Below are 16,798 nucleotides of genomic sequence, written 5' to 3'. Positions count from 1 at the left end.
CTGAAACATGCCCTTGAATCGGCGGTTTTTTTCATTTTTTTCACACACGCGATTTCACCAATTCGAGAGCAGGGTCGATACTGATACGACGCCGTCGCAGACTCTGGTAAATCGAACAGTGTCAAATACCGCAACCAGATTGGACCCAAGTATGAAACAAGACGTTTTTGGACAGATGAACACTCTGACCCACCCGGCGGCCGTCGAGGCATGGGACGGTGTTCTGCTTGGGTTCATGGCGCATGCGGCGATTACCCCTCAGCATTTGGGAAAAGTGTTGGAGCTAGAGCCCGACTTCGCTCTGGGCCACGCGGTCAAGGGCCTGTTCATGGTTCTTCTGGGCCGGCGCGAGATGCTGCCCGTCGCCGTCGACGCGCTGAGCGCCGCTACTGAGGCGATGAAACGCCAGCCCGTCTCGCCACGCGAGCAGCTATTTGTTGAGGCCCTGTCCCTCTATCTGGCGGACCTGCCCTCGCAGGCCGTGCAGAAATTCGAAGAGGTGCTGCGCGCCCATCCGACCGACTCGCTGGCAATGAAGCTCAGCCATGCGACCCGGTTTGTGCTTGGCGATGCAGAGGGCATGCGGCGCTCGATCGAACGCGTCATGCCTGCCTATGAGCCGGATCATGCGGGCCGTGGCTATCTGCTGGGCTGTCATTCTTTCGCGCTGGAAGAGACCGGATCCTACGAAAAGGCCGAGATTGCTGGTCGTCAGGCCCTGTGGATGGTGTCCGACGATGCCTGGGGTCTGCACGCGGTCGCCCATGTTCACGAGATGACGGGCAATGCGCAGCTAGGCCTGGATTGGCTGGCGGGCCGCGAGGACGCCTGGGCCCATTGCAACAACTTCCGCTATCACGTCTGGTGGCACAAGGCGCTGATGCATCTGGATCTGGGTCAGGTCGATCAGGTCATTGACCTCTATGACCAGCATATTCGCAAGGACAAGACCGACGATTATCGCGATATCTCGAACGCAACCTCGCTGCTGTCCCGGATGGAGCTTGAAGGCATTGATGTCGGCAACCGGTGGGAGGAGCTGGCCGATCTCAGCGCCGCCCGGACCGAAGATGGCTGCCTGATTTTCGCCGACCTGCACTATCTGCTGGCGCTGACCGGCGACAACCGCTCGGACGCCACGGCCAAGATGCTGCAGCGCATCCAGAAAGACGCCCAGCGCAACCAAGGCGACACGCCGATCCGCATGTCCGACCCCGGCATTGCTGCCGCCAAGGGGCTTGAGGCCTTTGGGGACGGTCTCTACGGCGCGGCGTTTGATTTCCTCTCAACCGCCCGCGCTGGCATGCAGTTGGCCGGTGGCAGTCACGCCCAACGTGATGTATTCGAGCGCATCACAATTGATTCCGGCCTGCGCGCCGGGCGCCTGGATGCAGTCGAGCGCATTCTGGATGACCGCCGTGCCAAACGCGCCGGAGGCGAGGACAATTACGCACTCGCGCGCCGCGCCCTGATCAGCGCGGCCCGCGACAACGGCGACGCTCAAAGCGTTCCGGCTGAATAACAAAAAGACCAAGAAGGACAGAAAACGTATGGCGACTGTTTCGCCCGCTTCTGATTTTGCGCCTGTTGCGGCCTCGGCCGCAGCGCCCGCTGCCCGTGTGCGCGACCCGCGATTGGATTTCTATCGCGGTATCGCGATGTTCATCATCCTGATCGCCCATATTCCGAACGATCCATGGGCCAAATGGATCCCGGCCCGTTTCGGGTTCTCGGACGCGACCGAGATATTTGTGTTCTGCTCGGGCATGGCCTCGGCCATTGCATTCGGCGGTGCCTTCCTGCGCAAGGGCTGGTGGATGGGGACGGCCCGCGTGGCGTTCCGCATCTGGCAGGTCTATTGGGCGCATATCTGTCTGTTCTTCTTTGTCGCCATGAGCATGGCTGCGCTGGACAATTCCGGCCTGTTCGAAAAAAGCTATGTCTCATCGCTGAACCTGCAGCATTTCTTCAATGATCCGCTGCCGCAAATGGTCGGGATTTTCACCCTGACCTATGTGCCCAACTACTTCGACATCCTGCCGATGTATCTGGTCGTTCTGGCGATGATGCCGCTCTACATGGCCCTCTACCGCGTCAGCTTTTGGCTGATGGCGGCTGTGTCGGTCGCAATCTGGCTTGTGGCACAGACCGGCGCGCTGGCCCTTCCGGCTGAGCCTTGGTCGGACCGTCAATGGTTCTTCAACCCGTTCGGTTGGCAGCTGCTGTTCTTCACCGGGTTCGCCTTTATGCGCGGCTGGCTTCCGGCGCCTCCGGTATCAAAAGCACTGATCTGGGCGGCCATTGCATTTCTGGTTCTGTCCGCGCCCTTCGGGTCGTGGAAGGTTTTCCTGTGGGTTCAATCCGCAGCCCCCGGTCTGGCCGAACAAATCCGCGAGATTTGGCCTCTGACCAAAGAACTGCGTGGAAAAACCGAATTCGGCCTGTTCCGCTACATCCACTTCCTGTCACTGGCCTATCTGGGCTGGGTCGTTGCCGGTGAGCATGGTCACCGTCTGATCGCCACCGGGCATTCTGTCGGCGCGCGCATCTGGCAGGTGGTACTGAAACTGATCACCAAAGTGGGACAGCAATCCCTGGCGGTCTTTGTCTTTTCAATGGCCGCGGCCCGCCTGATCGGGGTCGCGCTGGATCAGACCGAGCGGGATGTTGCCAGTGTCTTTCTCGCCAACATGATTGGCTTTGCCATGATCATCGGGGTGGCCTATCTGGCCGCCTGGTTCAAATCCCAACCATGGAAATCAAAGAAATGAATCTGACTCGCCGCGCATTTCTGGCCTCGACCTCTGCGCTGTTTCTCGCGCCGGCCACCTTTGCCTCGGGGTCAGAGGTTCCGTTCGACCGCAACGACGTGGTCGAACTGGCCCGAGAACTGGCCAGCCGCCCCTTTGCCGAGCGAGAGATGGTGCCGCAGGAATGGCAGGACCTGACTTATACGCAATACCGCTCGATCCGGTTCCGGCTGGACCGCGCGCTTTGGTACGAGACCGAGACCCCCTTCAACGTCGATTTCTTCACCCCCGGCCTGTATTTCCCGCGCACGGTCAAGGTCACGACTGTCGAGAACGGGATGGCCAAGCCGGTCGCTTTCGACCTTGAGATGTTCGACAAGGCCGAAGAGGTTCCGACCCTTCCAATCAACGAAACGCTTGGGTTCTCGGGCCTGCGGCTGCGCACGGAAATGCACCGCCCCGGCAAAACCGATGAGTTCTGCGTCTGGCAGGGTGCCAGCTATTTCCGCGCCATTGGTCTGCACGAGGTCTACGGCCTGTCCGCGCGCGGTCTGGCCTTGAAAACCGGCGACCCGGATGGCGAGGAGTTCCCCGAGTTCATCCGCTTCTGGCTGGAACGTCCCGAACCCGGTCAGCGCAATATGGTTGTTCACGCCCTGATGGACAGCCCTAGCGTGACCGGTGCCTACCGCTTCAACGTCACCGCCGGCGCAGATTGCATTATGGATATCGAGGCCACCCTCTTCCCTCGCGAAGAACTGCCGCATGTGGGTATCGCGCCCGGCACCTCGATGTTCCTGTTCGATCAGACCAATCACAGCCAGTTTGACGATTTCCGCCCCGCTGTCCATGACAGCGACGGGCTGCTGATCCGCAACGGCGCGGGTGAGGTGATCTGGCGTCCCTTGGCGAACCCGACCCGTTTGCAAATCTCGTCTTTCGTGGACATGAACCCGCAGGGCTTTGGCCTGATGCAGCGCAAGCGCGAGTTCTCGGACTATGCGGATCTTGAGGCGAACTATCATAAGCGTCCCAGCTTGTGGGTCGAGCCCGGCTCCGATTGGGGCAAGGGCACGGTGACGCTGGTCGAGATCCCTGCCGATCAGGAGATCTATGACAATATCGTAGCCTACTGGCGACCCGCCGAACCCTATGCCGCAGGCAGCCAGGTTGACCTGAGCTATCGCCTGATCTGGGGCGAGGAACCTCAGCGTACGCCGATGCCACGGGTCATCAACACGGCGATGGGTGAGAACACCTTTGGCGAAGGCCGTCTGGCCGTGATCGACTTTGAGCCCAGCCCTCTGTTTGACGATCTGGAGGCGGTCAGCATTTTCGCGAATTCACCTCATGCGGAAACCTCGGACGGTGTGTTGCAGCGTAACCCGGATACCGGTGGTCTGCGTCTGGCGTTTTCGTTCCAGCCGGGGGACCGCGACCATGTCGAGCTGCGCGCGCAGCTTCTGGTCGGCAAGCAACCCGCCTCCGAAGTCTGGCTATACCGTTGGACCGCATGAGCCGCGACCTGCATATCATGCCACCCGAGGCACCGCTGGCAATGCCCGCGCAGGATTTCCGCAATGGTTTCCGTGATGCGCAGGTACCTGCGGGTGCCCGCCCATCGGCCGGATTCTGGCGCGCACTGGCGTTTTCGCCCGCAATGGCGGCAACGCTGGGTTTGCTATGGGTCATGAGCGACTGGTTCGGGTCCGAAGGCATCAACCTTGTCGAAGCCATCCTGCTGGCCCTGATCTCGTTCAACTTCTTCTGGATCTCCTTCACGGTCTGCACCGTGCTGCTGGGTATGATCTCTTTGTCCCGACAAGAGCGCCCGATCCGACAAGACCGAGCGCAACCGCTGCGGGTTGCCCTGCTGATGCCGACCTACAATGAGGTGCCGTGGTTCGTGTTGGGCAACGCCCGCACCATGCTGGAAGAACTGCGCGCCCGAGGTGGGCAGCATGAATATGCAATGTTCATCCTCTCTGACACCCGCGACCCGGACATTGCCGCGCAAGAACAAGCCAGTATCGAGGCACTGCGCACCACGCTAGCCCCCGACCTGAAGCTCTACTACCGCCGTCGCGAACAGAATACTGACCGCAAGGTTGGCAATATCGCCGATTGGGTTAGCCGCTGGGGCGCGGATTGGGACGCGATGCTGGTGCTGGATGCTGACAGTCTGATGACAGGCCGCGCGATTGCTCGGCTGACGGATTCTCTGGCGCGTGATCCCGGCGCGGGCTTGATTCAAAGCTACCCGCAACTCATTGGTGCTCAGTCGGTCTTTGCCCGGATGCAGCAATTCGCCAATGGCGTCTACGGTATCGCCTTCGCCGAAGGTCTGGCCCGCTGGTGTGGGCAAGAGGGCAACTATTGGGGCCACAACGCGATCATCCGCACCAAGGCTTTTGCTACCTGTGCCGGACTGCCCAAGCTGCGCACGTTCAACGGGCAGGAAAAGCTGATCATGAGTCACGACTTTGTCGAGGCCGGTCTGCTGCGCCGTGCCGGGTGGGCCGTTCGGTTCCTGCCGCGCATTCGGGGTTCATACGAGGAAACGCCCCCCACCCTCATTGACCACGCCATGCGGGACCGTCGCTGGTGTCAGGGGAACCTGCAACATCTGAAACTGCTGGGCTCGCGCGGGTTCCGGTCCGTGTCGCGGTTTCATATGTTCCATGGGGCGGTCGGATACCTGATGTCGCCCTTGTGGTTTGCGCTGTTGCTGATGTGGGCGTTGATTGGTCAGGGTGAGGACGCCTCGGTCCTACACTATTTCAGCCCCGACAACCCCCTGTTCCCGCAATGGCCAGAGATGTCTGAGACACGCCATGTGCTGATCATTCTGGTCATGTATGCGATGCTGCTTGCCCCCAAGGTTCTGGGTGTGGCCGCCCTCCCCCTCAGCGGAGTGCGCTATTCCGATTTCGGCGGCTGGCGGCGGTTCTTCACCTCGTTCCTGTTCGAGGTCATCCTTTCGATCCTCTACGCGCCGATCCTTATGGTGCAGCAGATGATCGCTGTGTTCCGCACTGCATTGGGCATCCAGAAAGGCTGGTCCCCGCAGGCGCGTGACGGGGGCAGCTATTCCTTGCGGACGCTGGTCCTGTGCCACGCGCTGGAAACCGTCAGTGGCATAGCACTTAGCGTTGGTATTTTGGCCGGGCTAGTCTCAGTCTGGCTGGCCCCGATTGCGATCAGCCTTGCACTGGCGATACCGCTGTCGGCGCTCAGCGGTGTGTCGGCTGGTACCGCCCGCCGCATGGTCGGTATGCGCGAGGATTTTGCTGAGCCCGCCATCACCCGCTCGGCCCGTCGTCATCGGAATGAGTTGAAGCGCCTGATCGAAGGCAAGGGCAGCATGACTCCGGCGGAATAATCAACCGCCGGGCAACCCTTCGTACCAGTCCAGCATCATATCCGCCCAACCGCTGGGCACGGTATGACCGCCAGGGAACAGCGCGAACTCCAGCGCGCTGCCCTCGGCACATCCCATCCAGTTGCGCCGCATGAACTGGCCCGTGGTCGAGAACCCGCTGGGCTTGGTATCAACACAGCCATTTGCCTCGCGCCAGATCTCAAGCCCGGCAAAGATATCGCCTTGATGGAAACGGCCACCGCCCAGCAAACGCCCCTCGAGCGGAACGACATTGTCGATCCAGCCATGGGTGTGAAACATGCGAATCGGTCCGGCGCAGGATTCGGGATGCGGACGCCAGAAGCCACCTGAGACGGGGACATAGGCCGAGAAGGTCTCGGGCGCATCGCAGGCGAGGTAGTTCACCATGAAGCCGCCGGCGGAAAACCCTCCTAGAACAACGCGTTCGCCGTCAATGCCAAACCGTTCCGCAGCATCATCCACCGCTTCGCTGAGAAAGGCCGTTTCGTCACGTTCACCAAAGCCGGGATAGAAGTTCCAGCTTTGAATGCCGCCCCGGTCCGGCCGCTCCAACCCCTCCGGTGCCATCACCGCATAGCCGCGCGCCAGAAGAGGCTCGACCATGCTGCGATTGTTCATGGTTCCTGAGCCGCTGCCTCCGTAGCCATGCAGAAACACGACCAGAGGCGGGTTGTCAGCTTCGGGCAGCTCGATGTGATACGCGCCCGAGGCGATCTCGCAGGTACCTTCATCCGGGCCACAATCGGCCAAGGTTGGTTGCGCCGCAGCAGTCAGACAGAAAGATAGCCAGTATTTGTGTTTCATCACTCGCCCTCGACAAAGGTCTCAACCGGCAGACCGGCCCGCACCCAGCCCGGCCCGGCGGCCGAGCCCAACATACCCTCCGGCACGTCAATGATATTGGTAAACCCGGCTGCGGTCAGTTGATTGCTCAACCGTGCCGAACGGACACCACGCGCGCAGATCAGCGCCACAGGGGCGGACTTGTCACCGCCAGCCATTTGCACAAGGGCCGGAATGAAATCCTCGCGCCGCATGTCCAGAGGCTGCGCCCCTTGTCCGACGCCTGTGGCCCTCCATTCCCGAGGTGTGCGGATGTCCACCAGCAACACATCTCCGGCGACGGCTTTCTGATGCGCCTGCGTCACTTCCAGTTGGCCGCCCGCGTAATCCTGCGGGATCAAACGGTATTCACGAACGGCAAATCCTGCGGCAATTGCGCCTGCCCCGCCCATCAATACCCACCGTCGCGTTCGGCTTTTCCCGTCTGCCATATGGCGTTCTCCTGCGCTCATGGCTTGGTTCTATCACAAGGCTTGCAACCGCGCGCCGGGGAATTCCGGCAGCGGGATCAAGTTCGCGTCATTATCACGCATAAAGATAGGATCGATATACACCTTTTAACATCTGTCAAAACCTTGCAATTTTTGGACAATCATTAAATTATCCTAGAAAATCTGTCATATTGACCGCCCAGACCGGAGTATCGCACTTGTCCCTATTCCTCATCGCGGCCCTTCCCTTCCTCGGAGCTGTTTTCCCAGCCCTCCTGATACGGGCGGGACGAAATGCAGCCGCCTCGGCCGCAGGGTTGACCACTTTCCTCGCCCTGATGGGGTTGCTGATCCATATCCCAAGCGTGATGCGTGGCGATGTCGTGACAGCGCGGTTCGACTGGATACCGGGGCTGGGCTTGAACGCGAATTTCATGTTGGACGGGCTGGGTTTTCTGTTTGCCCTTCTGATCCTCGGTATCGGCCTGCTAATCATCCTTTATGCGCGGTTCTACCTGTCGCGTGAAGATCCGATGGGGCAGTTCTACACCTATCTGTTGCTGTTCCAGGGCGCGATGGTTGGGATTGTTCTGTCCGATAATATCCTGCTTTTGCTCATTTTCTGGGAGCTGACCTCGCTCAGCTCATTCCTCCTGATCGGCTATTGGAAACACCTGCCCGAAGGCCGACAAGGCGCGCGCATGGCACTGGCTGTCACCGGAGGCGGTGGCTTGGCGATGATTGCCGGGATGCTGATTTTGGGAAATATCGTCGGATCCTATGACCTCAGCGTGATTTTGCAGAACAAAGAGCTGATCCAGGCCTCGCCCTACTATCTGCCCGCGCTGATCCTGATCCTGCTGGGCTGTTTCACCAAATCGGCGCAGTTCCCGTTCCATTTCTGGCTGCCTCACGCCATGGCCGCCCCGACGCCGGTTTCCGCCTATCTGCACTCGGCCACCATGGTGAAGGCCGGGCTGTTCCTGATGGCGCGAATGTGGCCGGTTTTGGCGGGGACGGAGGCATGGTTCTATATCGTCGCAACAACCGGTTTGGTGACCATGCTACTCGGCGCCGTGATCGCCCTGTTCAAGGACGATCTGAAGGCTCTACTAGCGTTCTCAACCGTGTCACATCTGGGCCTGATCACGATGCTGCTGGGCTTTGGCACCAAGTTTGCAGCCGTGGCCGCCGTGTTCCACATCATCAACCACGCGACGTTCAAAGCCGCGCTGTTCATGACCGCAGGCATTGTAGACCACGAAACCGGAACGCGCGATGTTAAACGGCTGGGCGGCTTGCGTCATCTGATGCCGATCACCTTCACCATCGGCACCATCGCAGCTTTGTCCATGGCTGGCCTGCCTCCGCTGAACGGGTTCCTGTCAAAAGAGATGATGCTGGAAGAGACCGTTCACACCCAATGGCTGCATCTATATGGCATTGTCCCGATACTGGCACTTGTGGCGGCCGTCTTCTCAGCGGCGTATTCGTTCCGTTTTGTAGGCCATGTCTTTTTGGGCCGCCAGCGCTATGACTATCCAGCCAAACCACATGATCCGCCTGTCGGACTTTGGCTCGCGCCAGCGTTTCTTGTCGTTCTGGTTATATTGATTGGCCTAAACTCTGCCGCGATCGTCGGTCCGTTGGTCGCCATCGTCTCCAGCGCTGTAATCGGCGGAGAAAAACTGCCCTACTATTCCCTGAAACTGTGGCACGGCTTTACGCCAGCCCTGTTCATGTCAGTAGTTGCAACTTTGGGCGGGCTTTTTCTAGTCAGCCGATACAGCCGTGGCGAACAGATCTGGAACAGCCGAAAACGCCCCGAGGCCAAGGTGATTTTCGAGGCCGTGATCCACGCCTTCACCCGCCTCAGTCAGTGGATAACAGATGAGCTGCACAACGGTGTCCTCAGCCGGTATGCGATCGTCTTTGTCGCCTTTACTGTCGGGCTTGGCTATTACGCCTATTCCACCGGGACGATCGGAGTTGAAACCCGCGTGCCGCTGCCTGCGCAGATCATTCCGATCGTCGGCTGGATCTGTCTGGTGGGCGCAACGCTGGGCATCATGTGGTTCCACCGTAACCGTTTGCTATCGTTGGTTCTGATCGGTGTAGTCGGGCTGATCGTTTCGGTTGCGTTCAACTACCTCTCGGCTCCGGATCTGGCACTGACCCAGATCTCGGTCGAGGTGGTGACGATGATCCTGTTGCTGCTGTCGCTGAACTTCCTGCCGACCGAGACCCCATGGGACAGCACCGCTGCGCGGCGCTGGCGGGATGCTGCTATCTCGGTTGTGGCCGGGCTTGGGACCGGTGCTCTGGTCTACGCCATCATGCTGCGTGATTTTGCCTTCCCGACGATTTCCGAATTCCACCTTGCCAACTCGTACAAAGGCGGCGGCGGCACCAACGTGGTGAACGTCATCCTCGTGGATTTCAGGGGCTTTGATACTTTTGGCGAGATCATCGTTCTGGGCATCGCGGCGCTAATCATCTTTGCCCTGACCGAAGCAGTCCTGAGCAGCAATGTCCGGGGCTACCTGTTGAATCGCAAGCCGCATTGGCCGCAATCGGGCGACTCCCATCCGTTGATGATGGTCGTCGTGACCCGCGTGATGATGCCGATTGCCCTGATGGTTGGTGCCTACATCTTCTTCCGTGGCCACAATCAGCCCGGAGGAGGCTTCATCGCAGGCTTGATCGTCGCCATCGCCTATCTGATGCAATACATGGCCAGTGGCTATACTTGGGCGATCGAACGGCAGAGGTTCTACTATCACGGCACCATCGGATGGGGCGTGCTGATCGCCGCCGCTACCGGTCTGGGCGCTTGGTTCAATGAACGCCCCTTCCTGACCAGCGATTTCGGCTACATCAACTGGCCCCCCCTGGAAGAGTTCGAATGGGCCACCGCAATGTTGTTCGACACCGGTGTCTTCCTCGCTGTTCTGGGCGCGGTGATGCTGGCGCTGGATAGCCTGTCCCGCTTTGCATGGCAGCCGGGCATGGCGCAGGAGTTCCCGATGGATATCAACCCGCTGCGGGATGCTCCGCCGGAAGAAGAACAAGAGAAGGAGCAGGCCTGATGGAAGCGCTCGTTGCCTCTGCCGTAGGTATTCTGACCGCCGCCGGGATTTTCCTGATCCTGCGCCGCCGAACATTCCCGGTCATTCTTGGCCTGTCGCTGATCACCTACGCGGTGAACGTGTTCCTGTTCGCAACCGGACGTCTGGCGCTGAATTCGCCTGCCGTTCTGAACAAATACGAAGACGTTCCCTATACCGATCCGCTGCCGCAGGCGCTGGTGCTGACGGCCATCGTGATCTCGTTCGGGATGACGGCGGTGATCGTGATGATCTCGCTCTCGGCCTATCTGTCCTCGAAGGATGACCATATCGATATGAGCCCGCATGACAGCGTGGACGCGCCGGGAGAAGACGCATGAACCATTGGATCGTTGCGCCGATCGTCCTTCCTGCGATCCTGGCCCCATTCATCATCATGGTCCTGCGCTATCACCTCGACCTGCAGCGCATCTTCTCGGTCGCGGGGGTTGTTGCCCTTCTGGGCATTGCCCTGACCATCACCGCGCAGGCCGCGGGAGGCGACATTCAGGTCTATGAACTGGGCAACTGGCCCGCCCCCTTCGGGATTGTCATGGTACTGGACCGGCTTTCAGCCATGATGGTTCTGCTGACCGCCCTACTGGCCCTGCCCATTGTGCTCTACGCCATCGGTTCGGGTTGGGATGAGCGTGGCAAGCATTTTCACGCCCTGTTCCACTTCCAGCTTATGGGCGTGTGCGGGGCCTTCCTGACCGGCGACGCCTTCAACCTGTTTGTGTTCTTCGAGGTCCTGCTGATCGCCTCCTACGGTCTGATGACCCATGGCGGTGGAGCGGTCAGGCTGAAGGCTGGCGTGCAATACGTGGCCTATAATCTGTTGGGGTCGACCCTGTTCCTGTTCGCCCTGGGCACGCTCTACGGTGTGACCGGCACGCTCAACATGGCCGATATCGCTCTGCGTGTGGCCGAGATACCGCCTGAGGATACCGCGCTGCTGCGGGTTGGCGCCGTGTTGCTGTTGTTGGTGTTCTGTATCAAGGCCGCCGTTCTGCCGTTGCATTTCTGGCTACCGGCCAGCTACGCCAACGCGCCCCTCCCCGTAGCGGCCTTGTTCGCGATCATGACCAAGGTTGGGGCGTATTCGATCATCCGCATGTACACTCTGGCCTTCGGGCCTGAGGTCGAGGCAACTCAAGGGCTGGTTGGCAATTGGCTGCAACCTGCTGCGCTGGTCACCCTTGCCGTCGGGGCCATCGGCATCCTCGGTTCGCAACATATCGCGCGGATGGTGGCCTTCTGTGCCATCGCCTCAATGGGGACGCTGCTGATTGCCATTTCGCTGTTCACGCCGGATGCCAGTGCAGCCGCGCTTTACTATGTGTTCCACTCGACGCTTGCGACGGCCCTGTTGTTCCTTGTCGCCGATCTGGTGATGGAACGCCGCGGTGGCGCCATCGCACCCACGAAGCCAATGGCGCAGACCGGATTGATCTCAGCGCTGTTCTTTGTGGGGGCGATTGCCATGGCCGGGATGCCTCCGCTGTCCGGCTTTATCGGCAAGCTGCTGGTTCTGGATGCGGCCCGGGATGCACCCGACGCAACCTCTGTCTGGGCGGTCATCCTGATCGGGTCCTTTGTCACAATCGTGGGTCTCGCACGGGCCGGGACGTTGATCTTCTGGAAAAGCCACGACGCGGACCATAACCCTCAGCCCGAGGGGGAAGACGCCGAGCCTCAACCCTCCCCGGAACCGCACCCAGGACTGGCATTTACAGCGGTCTTCGGTCTGGTCGGCGGTCTGATCCTGCTGACCTTGTTTGCAGGGCCCGCTCTCGAATACACCAGCAAAACCGCCGAGCAACTGTTCACGCCCGAAGACTACATCTCGGCCGTATTGGGAGAGGCAGAATGATCAAGCTGCTACATCGTATATTCCCGCACCCTCACCTGAGCTTTCTGCTGACACTGGTCTGGGTTCTGCTTGCCAATAACGGGTCGTTGAACTCGCTCGTTTTTGGTTTGATTCTGGGGATCATCATTCCCTTTATCACCCAACCCTACTGGCCTGACCGCCCCAAACTGCGCAATTGGCCCATGGTGGCCGAGTACATGCTGGTGGTCCTTTGGGATATCGTTGTCGCCAATATCACCGTCGCCCGGATCATCCTGTTCAAACGCGACGACGCTCGCCAACCAAACTGGATCTGCGTCCCGCTTGAACTGCGCACGCCCGAGGCAATAACCGTACTGGCCGGGACAATCACCATGACGCCGGGTACCGTCAGCTGCGATCTGTCGGCGCAAGGGCACAACCTGCTGGTCCATTGCCTCGACGCGCCCGACCCGGAGGCGGTGCGAGATCAGATCAAACAGCGCTACGAACGCCGCCTGAAGGAGATTTTCGAATGATTGATTATGCGATCTACTTCGCCTTCGCCTGCTTCGGAGCCGCAATCATGATGTGCCTCTGGCGGATCATCACCGCCGATGGTGTCGGCACCCGCGTTCTGGCGCTGGACACGATGGTGATCAACACCATCGCACTTATGATCCTGTACGGGCTGGATCAAGGCACCGAGATCTTCTTTGAGGCTGCCATGATCATCGCCATGCTGGGTTTTGTTTCAACCGTAGCCTATGCGCGCTTCATGCTGCGCGGCAACATTATCGAGTGAGGGCGACATGACATTTCTCGTCGAATTGCTGATTGCCGCCTTCCTGATCATGTCGGGTATCTTCGGCTTCGTTGGGTCGTTTGGAATGATCAAGCTGAAAGACCCCATGTCGCGCCTGCACGCGCCGACCAAAGCGACAACGCTGGGTGTGGGCGGCGTGCTACTGGCCTCGATTGCACATTCCGTGTTGCTTGAGGGCAAACTGTCGATGCATGAGCTGCTGATCACGCTGTTTTTGTTCCTGACGGCCCCGATCACGGCCCTGTTCATTGCCAAATGGCACATTCATCGTCATGAAAAGCCACAGGATCTGCCGGATGCGGGCGAGGATGAGCTTTGGGCCACCCACGCGGTCGAGCAGGTCGAAGACGTCCCTGATCACAGCACGAACTGACCCTGATGCATAACCCTCCGCTGCCCCTGACCCGTGATCTGGTTTTGATTGGCGGAGGTCATACCCACGCTTTACTGCTGCGCAAATGGGGCATGAACCCTCTGCCCGGCGCGCGCGTAACGGTGATCAACCCCGGCCCGACTGCGCCCTATTCCGGGATGCTGCCCGGCTTTGTCGCCGGTCACTACTCCCGCTCTGATCTGGACATTGATTTGGTCCGTCTGGCCCGTTTCGCGGGCGCGCGGGTCATTCTGGGCGCGGTTGAGGGGATCGACACCGCCCAGCGCCGTGTGCATGTGCCGGGGCGGCCTCCGGTGGCATTCGATGTCGCTTCGGTCAATGTCGGGATCACCTCGGACATGCCCGCCCTGCCCGGTTTCGCGGACCATGCCGTACCGGCCAAACCTCTGGGGCCTTTCGCAGCGCGTTGGTCTGCATATTTGGACAACACCGGCCCTGCCTCGGTGGCCGTGATCGGCGGTGGCGTTGCTGGTGTCGAACTGGCGATGGCCATGGCCCATGCGCTGAAAACCAAAGGCAGGCCCGCGCAAGTCACACTGATCGACAATGCCTCGGCCCTGACAGCGACCGGTCCCAAGGCCGCAGCGACGATCCGCAAGGCTATGGCCGATCTTGGCATCGACGTGCTCGAAGGAGTCTCGATCAAAGAGATCACCGCAGATCATGTCGCACTGGACGATGGCCGCCAGATCCCTGCCGAGTTTGTGACCGGCGCAGCGGGGGCGAGACCCTATAGCTGGATCCAGCACACCGGGCTGGACCTGTACGAAGGTTTCATCCGCGTGAACGGCCACCTGCAATCCAGCGACCCCGCTATCTTTGCCGCCGGAGACTGCGCGCACCTGACCGAGAACCCGCGCCCCAAAGCAGGCGTCTACGCGGTGCGCGAGGCCCCGGTGTTGTTCAACAACCTGCGCGCGGCGCTGGGGGCTGGGACTATGCAGCGCTATGTCCCGCAGAAGGATTACCTGAAGCTGATCTCATTGGGCGACCAGTCTGCATTGGCCGAGCGTCTGGGCACGTCGTTCAGCGGTGCCCTGATGTGGCGTTGGAAGGACCATATTGACCAGAGCTTCATGAACAAGTTCTGCGATCTGCCTGCCATGGCGACCCCACCCCTCCCGCGCGCCCGTGCCGCCGGTATGGCCGAAACCCTTGGTGACAAACCCATGTGCGGCGGCTGTGGGGCGAAACTCGGGCGTGGCGCGCTGCGCGGCGCGCTGTCCGCGCTGCCTGGGCCATTGCGTCAAGACGTGACGGCGCTGCCGGGCGATGACGCCGCGCTGCTGACAACCGGGACTGCGCGGCAGGTCATGACCACGGACCACCTGCGCAGTGTCACCGATGACCCGGTCCTGATGACCCGTATCGCTGCCGTGCACGCGTTGGGGGACATTTGGGCTATGGGGGCCGCGCCGCAGGCAGCAACGGCCACTCTCATTCTGCCCCGCATGTCTTCTGACTTACAGGAACGGACACTTTCCGAGATCATGCACACGGCCAGCGACGTCATGCGAGACGCCGGGGCCGAGATCGTCGGCGGCCACAGCTCAATGGGCGATGAGATGACGATTGGCTTCACGGTGACAGGGCTTTGCGACAAAGACCCGATCACTCTGGCCGGTGGCAGGCCCGGCGATGTGTTGATCCTAACCAAAACCATCGGCAGCGGCGTTGTGATGGCTGCCGAAATGTCCGGACGAGCCGAGGGCGCAACGGTCGCGCAAGCCTATGAGATGATGACCCAACCGCAAGGCGCAGCGTCGCGCATTCTAGGTGAGGCCCACGCGATGACCGACGTCACCGGGTTCGGCTTGGCCGCGCACTTGAACGGGTTGTGCAAGGCATCAGATTGCGGTGCGGTGCTTGATCTTGAGGCCGTCCCCGTGATGCCCGGAGCCATCGATCTGAGCGACGCCGGCATCCAATCGACCCTATTTGCAGATAACCGCTCAATCGCGCCTGAGCTGCCCATTGACGGCAAAGCGGCGCTGTTGTTCGACCCGCAAACAGCGGGTGGGCTGCTGGCTGCGGTAGCACCCGAGATCGCCGACAAATTGCTAGAGGATCTGCGCGCGGCGGGTTACCCGGCTGCGCGGATCGGGCATTTGACCGACACTCCGGGGTTGAACCTTCAAAGCTGATCCAGCGTGTTTTTGATGCGATCCGCCGCGCCCTTCAGGCCATTGCCATCCAACCGTGCGATCTCAATCCGCGCCAAAGTCTTGGCCGGGTGTTGTCGCTGGGATTTGGCGTAGGCCGGATCATAGTGCTGCTCCATCAACGCACGCGTCAAAGCCTGTTTGTCGCCCGACGACATGAGGTTCAACCACCCGTCCACGACCTCATGCCCGCGATGAGATCGCAGTGGAGACAGGCGATCCCGAAGGCGCTCGGTATCCGACAGGATGTCGTCATACGCCCGCGTCAGGTAAGCCGACCGGGCAGACAAAGGCGCGTCGATATGAATACGCGGCGCGGCGCACATCGCGGTCCAGACGCTGGGCGGCAGGATACGATCGCCTATTTTCGACGACTCCGCCTCGACCACCACGGGGCGAGATGGGTCCAGGGCGCAAAAGGCGGCTGACAGGGCGGATTCAAAAGCCTTCTGACTGGGCTGCCCACCTGGCCTTTCCCCCAGCAGTGAGCCGCGATGGTTGGCAAGCCCCTCCAGATCAACCACTTGCACGCCACGGCGATCCAGATGGTGCAACAACTCGGTTTTGGCGGTGCCGGTGAAGCCGTCCAGCGCGATCAGTTGGAAGGGCAGCGGCTGGTCGTACAGGTACTCCTTCACCAGCCGGCGATAGGTCCGATACCCTCCATCGACGACATCCGCCTGCCAGCCGATCTGCTGCAACGTCCATGTAAACGAGCCCGAGCGTTGCCCGCCGCGCCAGCAATAGACCAAGGGCCGCCAGTTCCCCTTATGATGGCTGAGGCGATGCTCGATATGGTTGGCCGCATTGCGAAACACCAGCGCCGCCCCTAGCTTTCGCGCGAGAAAAGGGCTTTGCTGTTTGTAGATCGTACCGACCCGCGCGCGTTCTTCATTGTCCAGAACCGGCAGATTGATCGCCCCCGGCAGGTGGTCTTCGGCGAACTCTGCCGGGCTGCGGACGTCGATGACCGTATCAAACCCATGCGCGTAGAGCTGCGGTAAATCTTTAAATTTCAGTGCCATACCAAGCACCCGTCTTTTAGTCGCAA

14 protein-coding genes are annotated in these 16,798 nt (G+C 60.5%); 11 read left to right on the top strand and 3 right to left on the bottom strand.

All coding sequences use genetic code 11. The features are described 5' to 3' along the window. Positions 1 to 151 precede the first annotated feature (151 nt). From J7394_RS16790 to mdoH, 4 genes are read left to right on the top strand one after another with little or no spacing between them, the layout of a single operon-like run. Positions 152 to 1,522, top strand: a complete 1,371-nt coding sequence (locus tag J7394_RS16790) for a tetratricopeptide repeat protein (protein WP_209254657.1) — start codon at positions 152 to 154, stop codon at positions 1,520 to 1,522. A gap of 28 nt (positions 1,523 to 1,550) precedes the next feature. Then, positions 1,551 to 2,771 carry an OpgC family protein gene (locus J7394_RS16785; protein ID WP_209254655.1) on the top strand — a complete coding sequence of 407 codons (1,221 nt, stop codon included), beginning with the start codon at positions 1,551 to 1,553 and terminating at the stop codon, positions 2,769 to 2,771. Beyond that, positions 2,768 to 4,267, top strand: coding sequence for a glucan biosynthesis protein (locus J7394_RS16780; RefSeq protein WP_209254653.1), 1,500 nt, complete (start codon positions 2,768 to 2,770; stop codon positions 4,265 to 4,267). The genes J7394_RS16785 and J7394_RS16780 overlap by 4 nt, the downstream gene beginning before the upstream one ends. Further along, the gene (mdoH, locus tag J7394_RS16775; RefSeq protein ID WP_209254651.1) at positions 4,264 to 6,132 is read left to right on the top strand and encodes a glucans biosynthesis glucosyltransferase MdoH; all 1,869 of its coding nucleotides are present in this window, start codon (positions 4,264 to 4,266) and stop codon (positions 6,130 to 6,132) included. The genes J7394_RS16780 and mdoH overlap by 4 nt, the downstream gene beginning before the upstream one ends. Here mdoH and J7394_RS16770 read toward each other — a convergent pair whose 3' ends face one another. Further along, positions 6,133 to 6,957 carry a PHB depolymerase family esterase gene (locus J7394_RS16770; protein ID WP_209254649.1) on the bottom strand — a complete coding sequence of 275 codons (825 nt, stop codon included), beginning with the start codon at positions 6,955 to 6,957 and terminating at the stop codon, positions 6,133 to 6,135. After that, a complete protein-coding gene (locus tag J7394_RS16765; RefSeq protein WP_209254648.1) occupies positions 6,957 to 7,427 on the bottom strand; it encodes a rhodanese-like domain-containing protein in 471 nt (156 codons plus the stop codon). The genes J7394_RS16770 and J7394_RS16765 overlap by 1 nt, the downstream gene beginning before the upstream one ends. Positions 7,428 to 7,645: 218 nt before the next feature. Between J7394_RS16765 and J7394_RS16760 the strand changes: the two genes are divergently transcribed. Genes J7394_RS16760 through selD form a run of 7 tightly spaced genes read left to right on the top strand, consistent with a single transcriptional unit; the run spans position 7,646 to position 15,729 of the window. After that, positions 7,646 to 10,516, top strand: coding sequence for a monovalent cation/H+ antiporter subunit A (locus tag J7394_RS16760; RefSeq protein ID WP_209254647.1), 2,871 nt, complete (start codon positions 7,646 to 7,648; stop codon positions 10,514 to 10,516). Beyond that, positions 10,516 to 10,875, top strand: coding sequence for a Na+/H+ antiporter subunit C (locus J7394_RS16755; protein WP_170374216.1), 360 nt, complete (start codon positions 10,516 to 10,518; stop codon positions 10,873 to 10,875). Before J7394_RS16760 ends, J7394_RS16755 begins: the two co-directional genes overlap by 1 nt. Further along, on the top strand, positions 10,872 to 12,407 hold the full coding sequence (locus J7394_RS16750) for a monovalent cation/H+ antiporter subunit D (protein WP_209254646.1): 1,536 nt from the start codon (positions 10,872 to 10,874) through the stop codon (positions 12,405 to 12,407). Before J7394_RS16755 ends, J7394_RS16750 begins: the two co-directional genes overlap by 4 nt. Further along, on the top strand, positions 12,407 to 12,904 hold the full coding sequence (locus tag J7394_RS16745) for a Na+/H+ antiporter subunit E (RefSeq protein ID WP_170700840.1): 498 nt from the start codon (positions 12,407 to 12,409) through the stop codon (positions 12,902 to 12,904). The genes J7394_RS16750 and J7394_RS16745 overlap by 1 nt, the downstream gene beginning before the upstream one ends. After that, positions 12,901 to 13,170: a K+/H+ antiporter subunit F gene (locus tag J7394_RS16740; RefSeq protein ID WP_152457439.1), complete on the top strand. Its 270-nt coding sequence runs from the start codon at positions 12,901 to 12,903 to the stop codon at positions 13,168 to 13,170. The genes J7394_RS16745 and J7394_RS16740 overlap by 4 nt, the downstream gene beginning before the upstream one ends. A gap of 7 nt (positions 13,171 to 13,177) precedes the next feature. Further along, positions 13,178 to 13,564, top strand: a complete 387-nt coding sequence (locus tag J7394_RS16735; RefSeq protein ID WP_170374220.1) for a Na+/H+ antiporter subunit G — start codon at positions 13,178 to 13,180, stop codon at positions 13,562 to 13,564. A gap of 5 nt (positions 13,565 to 13,569) precedes the next feature. Continuing rightward, entirely contained in the window at positions 13,570 to 15,729 is a 2,160-nt protein-coding gene (selD, locus tag J7394_RS16730) for a selenide, water dikinase SelD (protein ID WP_209254645.1), read from the top strand. Here the strand turns inward: selD and mnmH are convergent. Further along, positions 15,720 to 16,772: a tRNA 2-selenouridine(34) synthase MnmH gene (gene mnmH, locus J7394_RS16725; protein WP_209254644.1), complete on the bottom strand. Its 1,053-nt coding sequence runs from the start codon at positions 16,770 to 16,772 to the stop codon at positions 15,720 to 15,722. The genes selD and mnmH overlap by 10 nt on opposite strands. Between the last annotated feature and the right edge of the window lie 26 nt (positions 16,773 to 16,798).

This window comes from Ruegeria sp. R13_0 (assembly GCF_017743995.1).
In the GTDB taxonomy this organism is placed as follows: Bacteria; Pseudomonadota; Alphaproteobacteria; order Rhodobacterales; family Rhodobacteraceae; genus Ruegeria.
This window is presented reverse-complemented; position numbering and strand designations above follow the sequence as displayed.

Coding starts and splice junctions, on each gene's coding strand:
- mnmH (WP_209254644.1), bottom strand. CDS start 16,772: ATGGCACTGAAATTTAAAGATTTACCGCAGCTCTACGCGCATGGGTTT.
- J7394_RS16790 (WP_209254657.1), top strand. CDS start 152: ATGAAACAAGACGTTTTTGGACAGATGAACACTCTGACCCACCCGGCG.
- J7394_RS16770 (WP_209254649.1), bottom strand. CDS start 6,957: ATGAAACACAAATACTGGCTATCTTTCTGTCTGACTGCTGCGGCGCAA.
- J7394_RS16740 (WP_152457439.1), top strand. CDS start 12,901: ATGATTGATTATGCGATCTACTTCGCCTTCGCCTGCTTCGGAGCCGCA.
- J7394_RS16755 (WP_170374216.1), top strand. CDS start 10,516: ATGGAAGCGCTCGTTGCCTCTGCCGTAGGTATTCTGACCGCCGCCGGG.
- mdoH (WP_209254651.1), top strand. CDS start 4,264: ATGAGCCGCGACCTGCATATCATGCCACCCGAGGCACCGCTGGCAATG.
- J7394_RS16765 (WP_209254648.1), bottom strand. CDS start 7,427: ATGGCAGACGGGAAAAGCCGAACGCGACGGTGGGTATTGATGGGCGGG.
- J7394_RS16735 (WP_170374220.1), top strand. CDS start 13,178: ATGACATTTCTCGTCGAATTGCTGATTGCCGCCTTCCTGATCATGTCG.
- selD (WP_209254645.1), top strand. CDS start 13,570: ATGCATAACCCTCCGCTGCCCCTGACCCGTGATCTGGTTTTGATTGGC.
- J7394_RS16780 (WP_209254653.1), top strand. CDS start 2,768: ATGAATCTGACTCGCCGCGCATTTCTGGCCTCGACCTCTGCGCTGTTT.
- J7394_RS16785 (WP_209254655.1), top strand. CDS start 1,551: ATGGCGACTGTTTCGCCCGCTTCTGATTTTGCGCCTGTTGCGGCCTCG.
- J7394_RS16750 (WP_209254646.1), top strand. CDS start 10,872: ATGAACCATTGGATCGTTGCGCCGATCGTCCTTCCTGCGATCCTGGCC.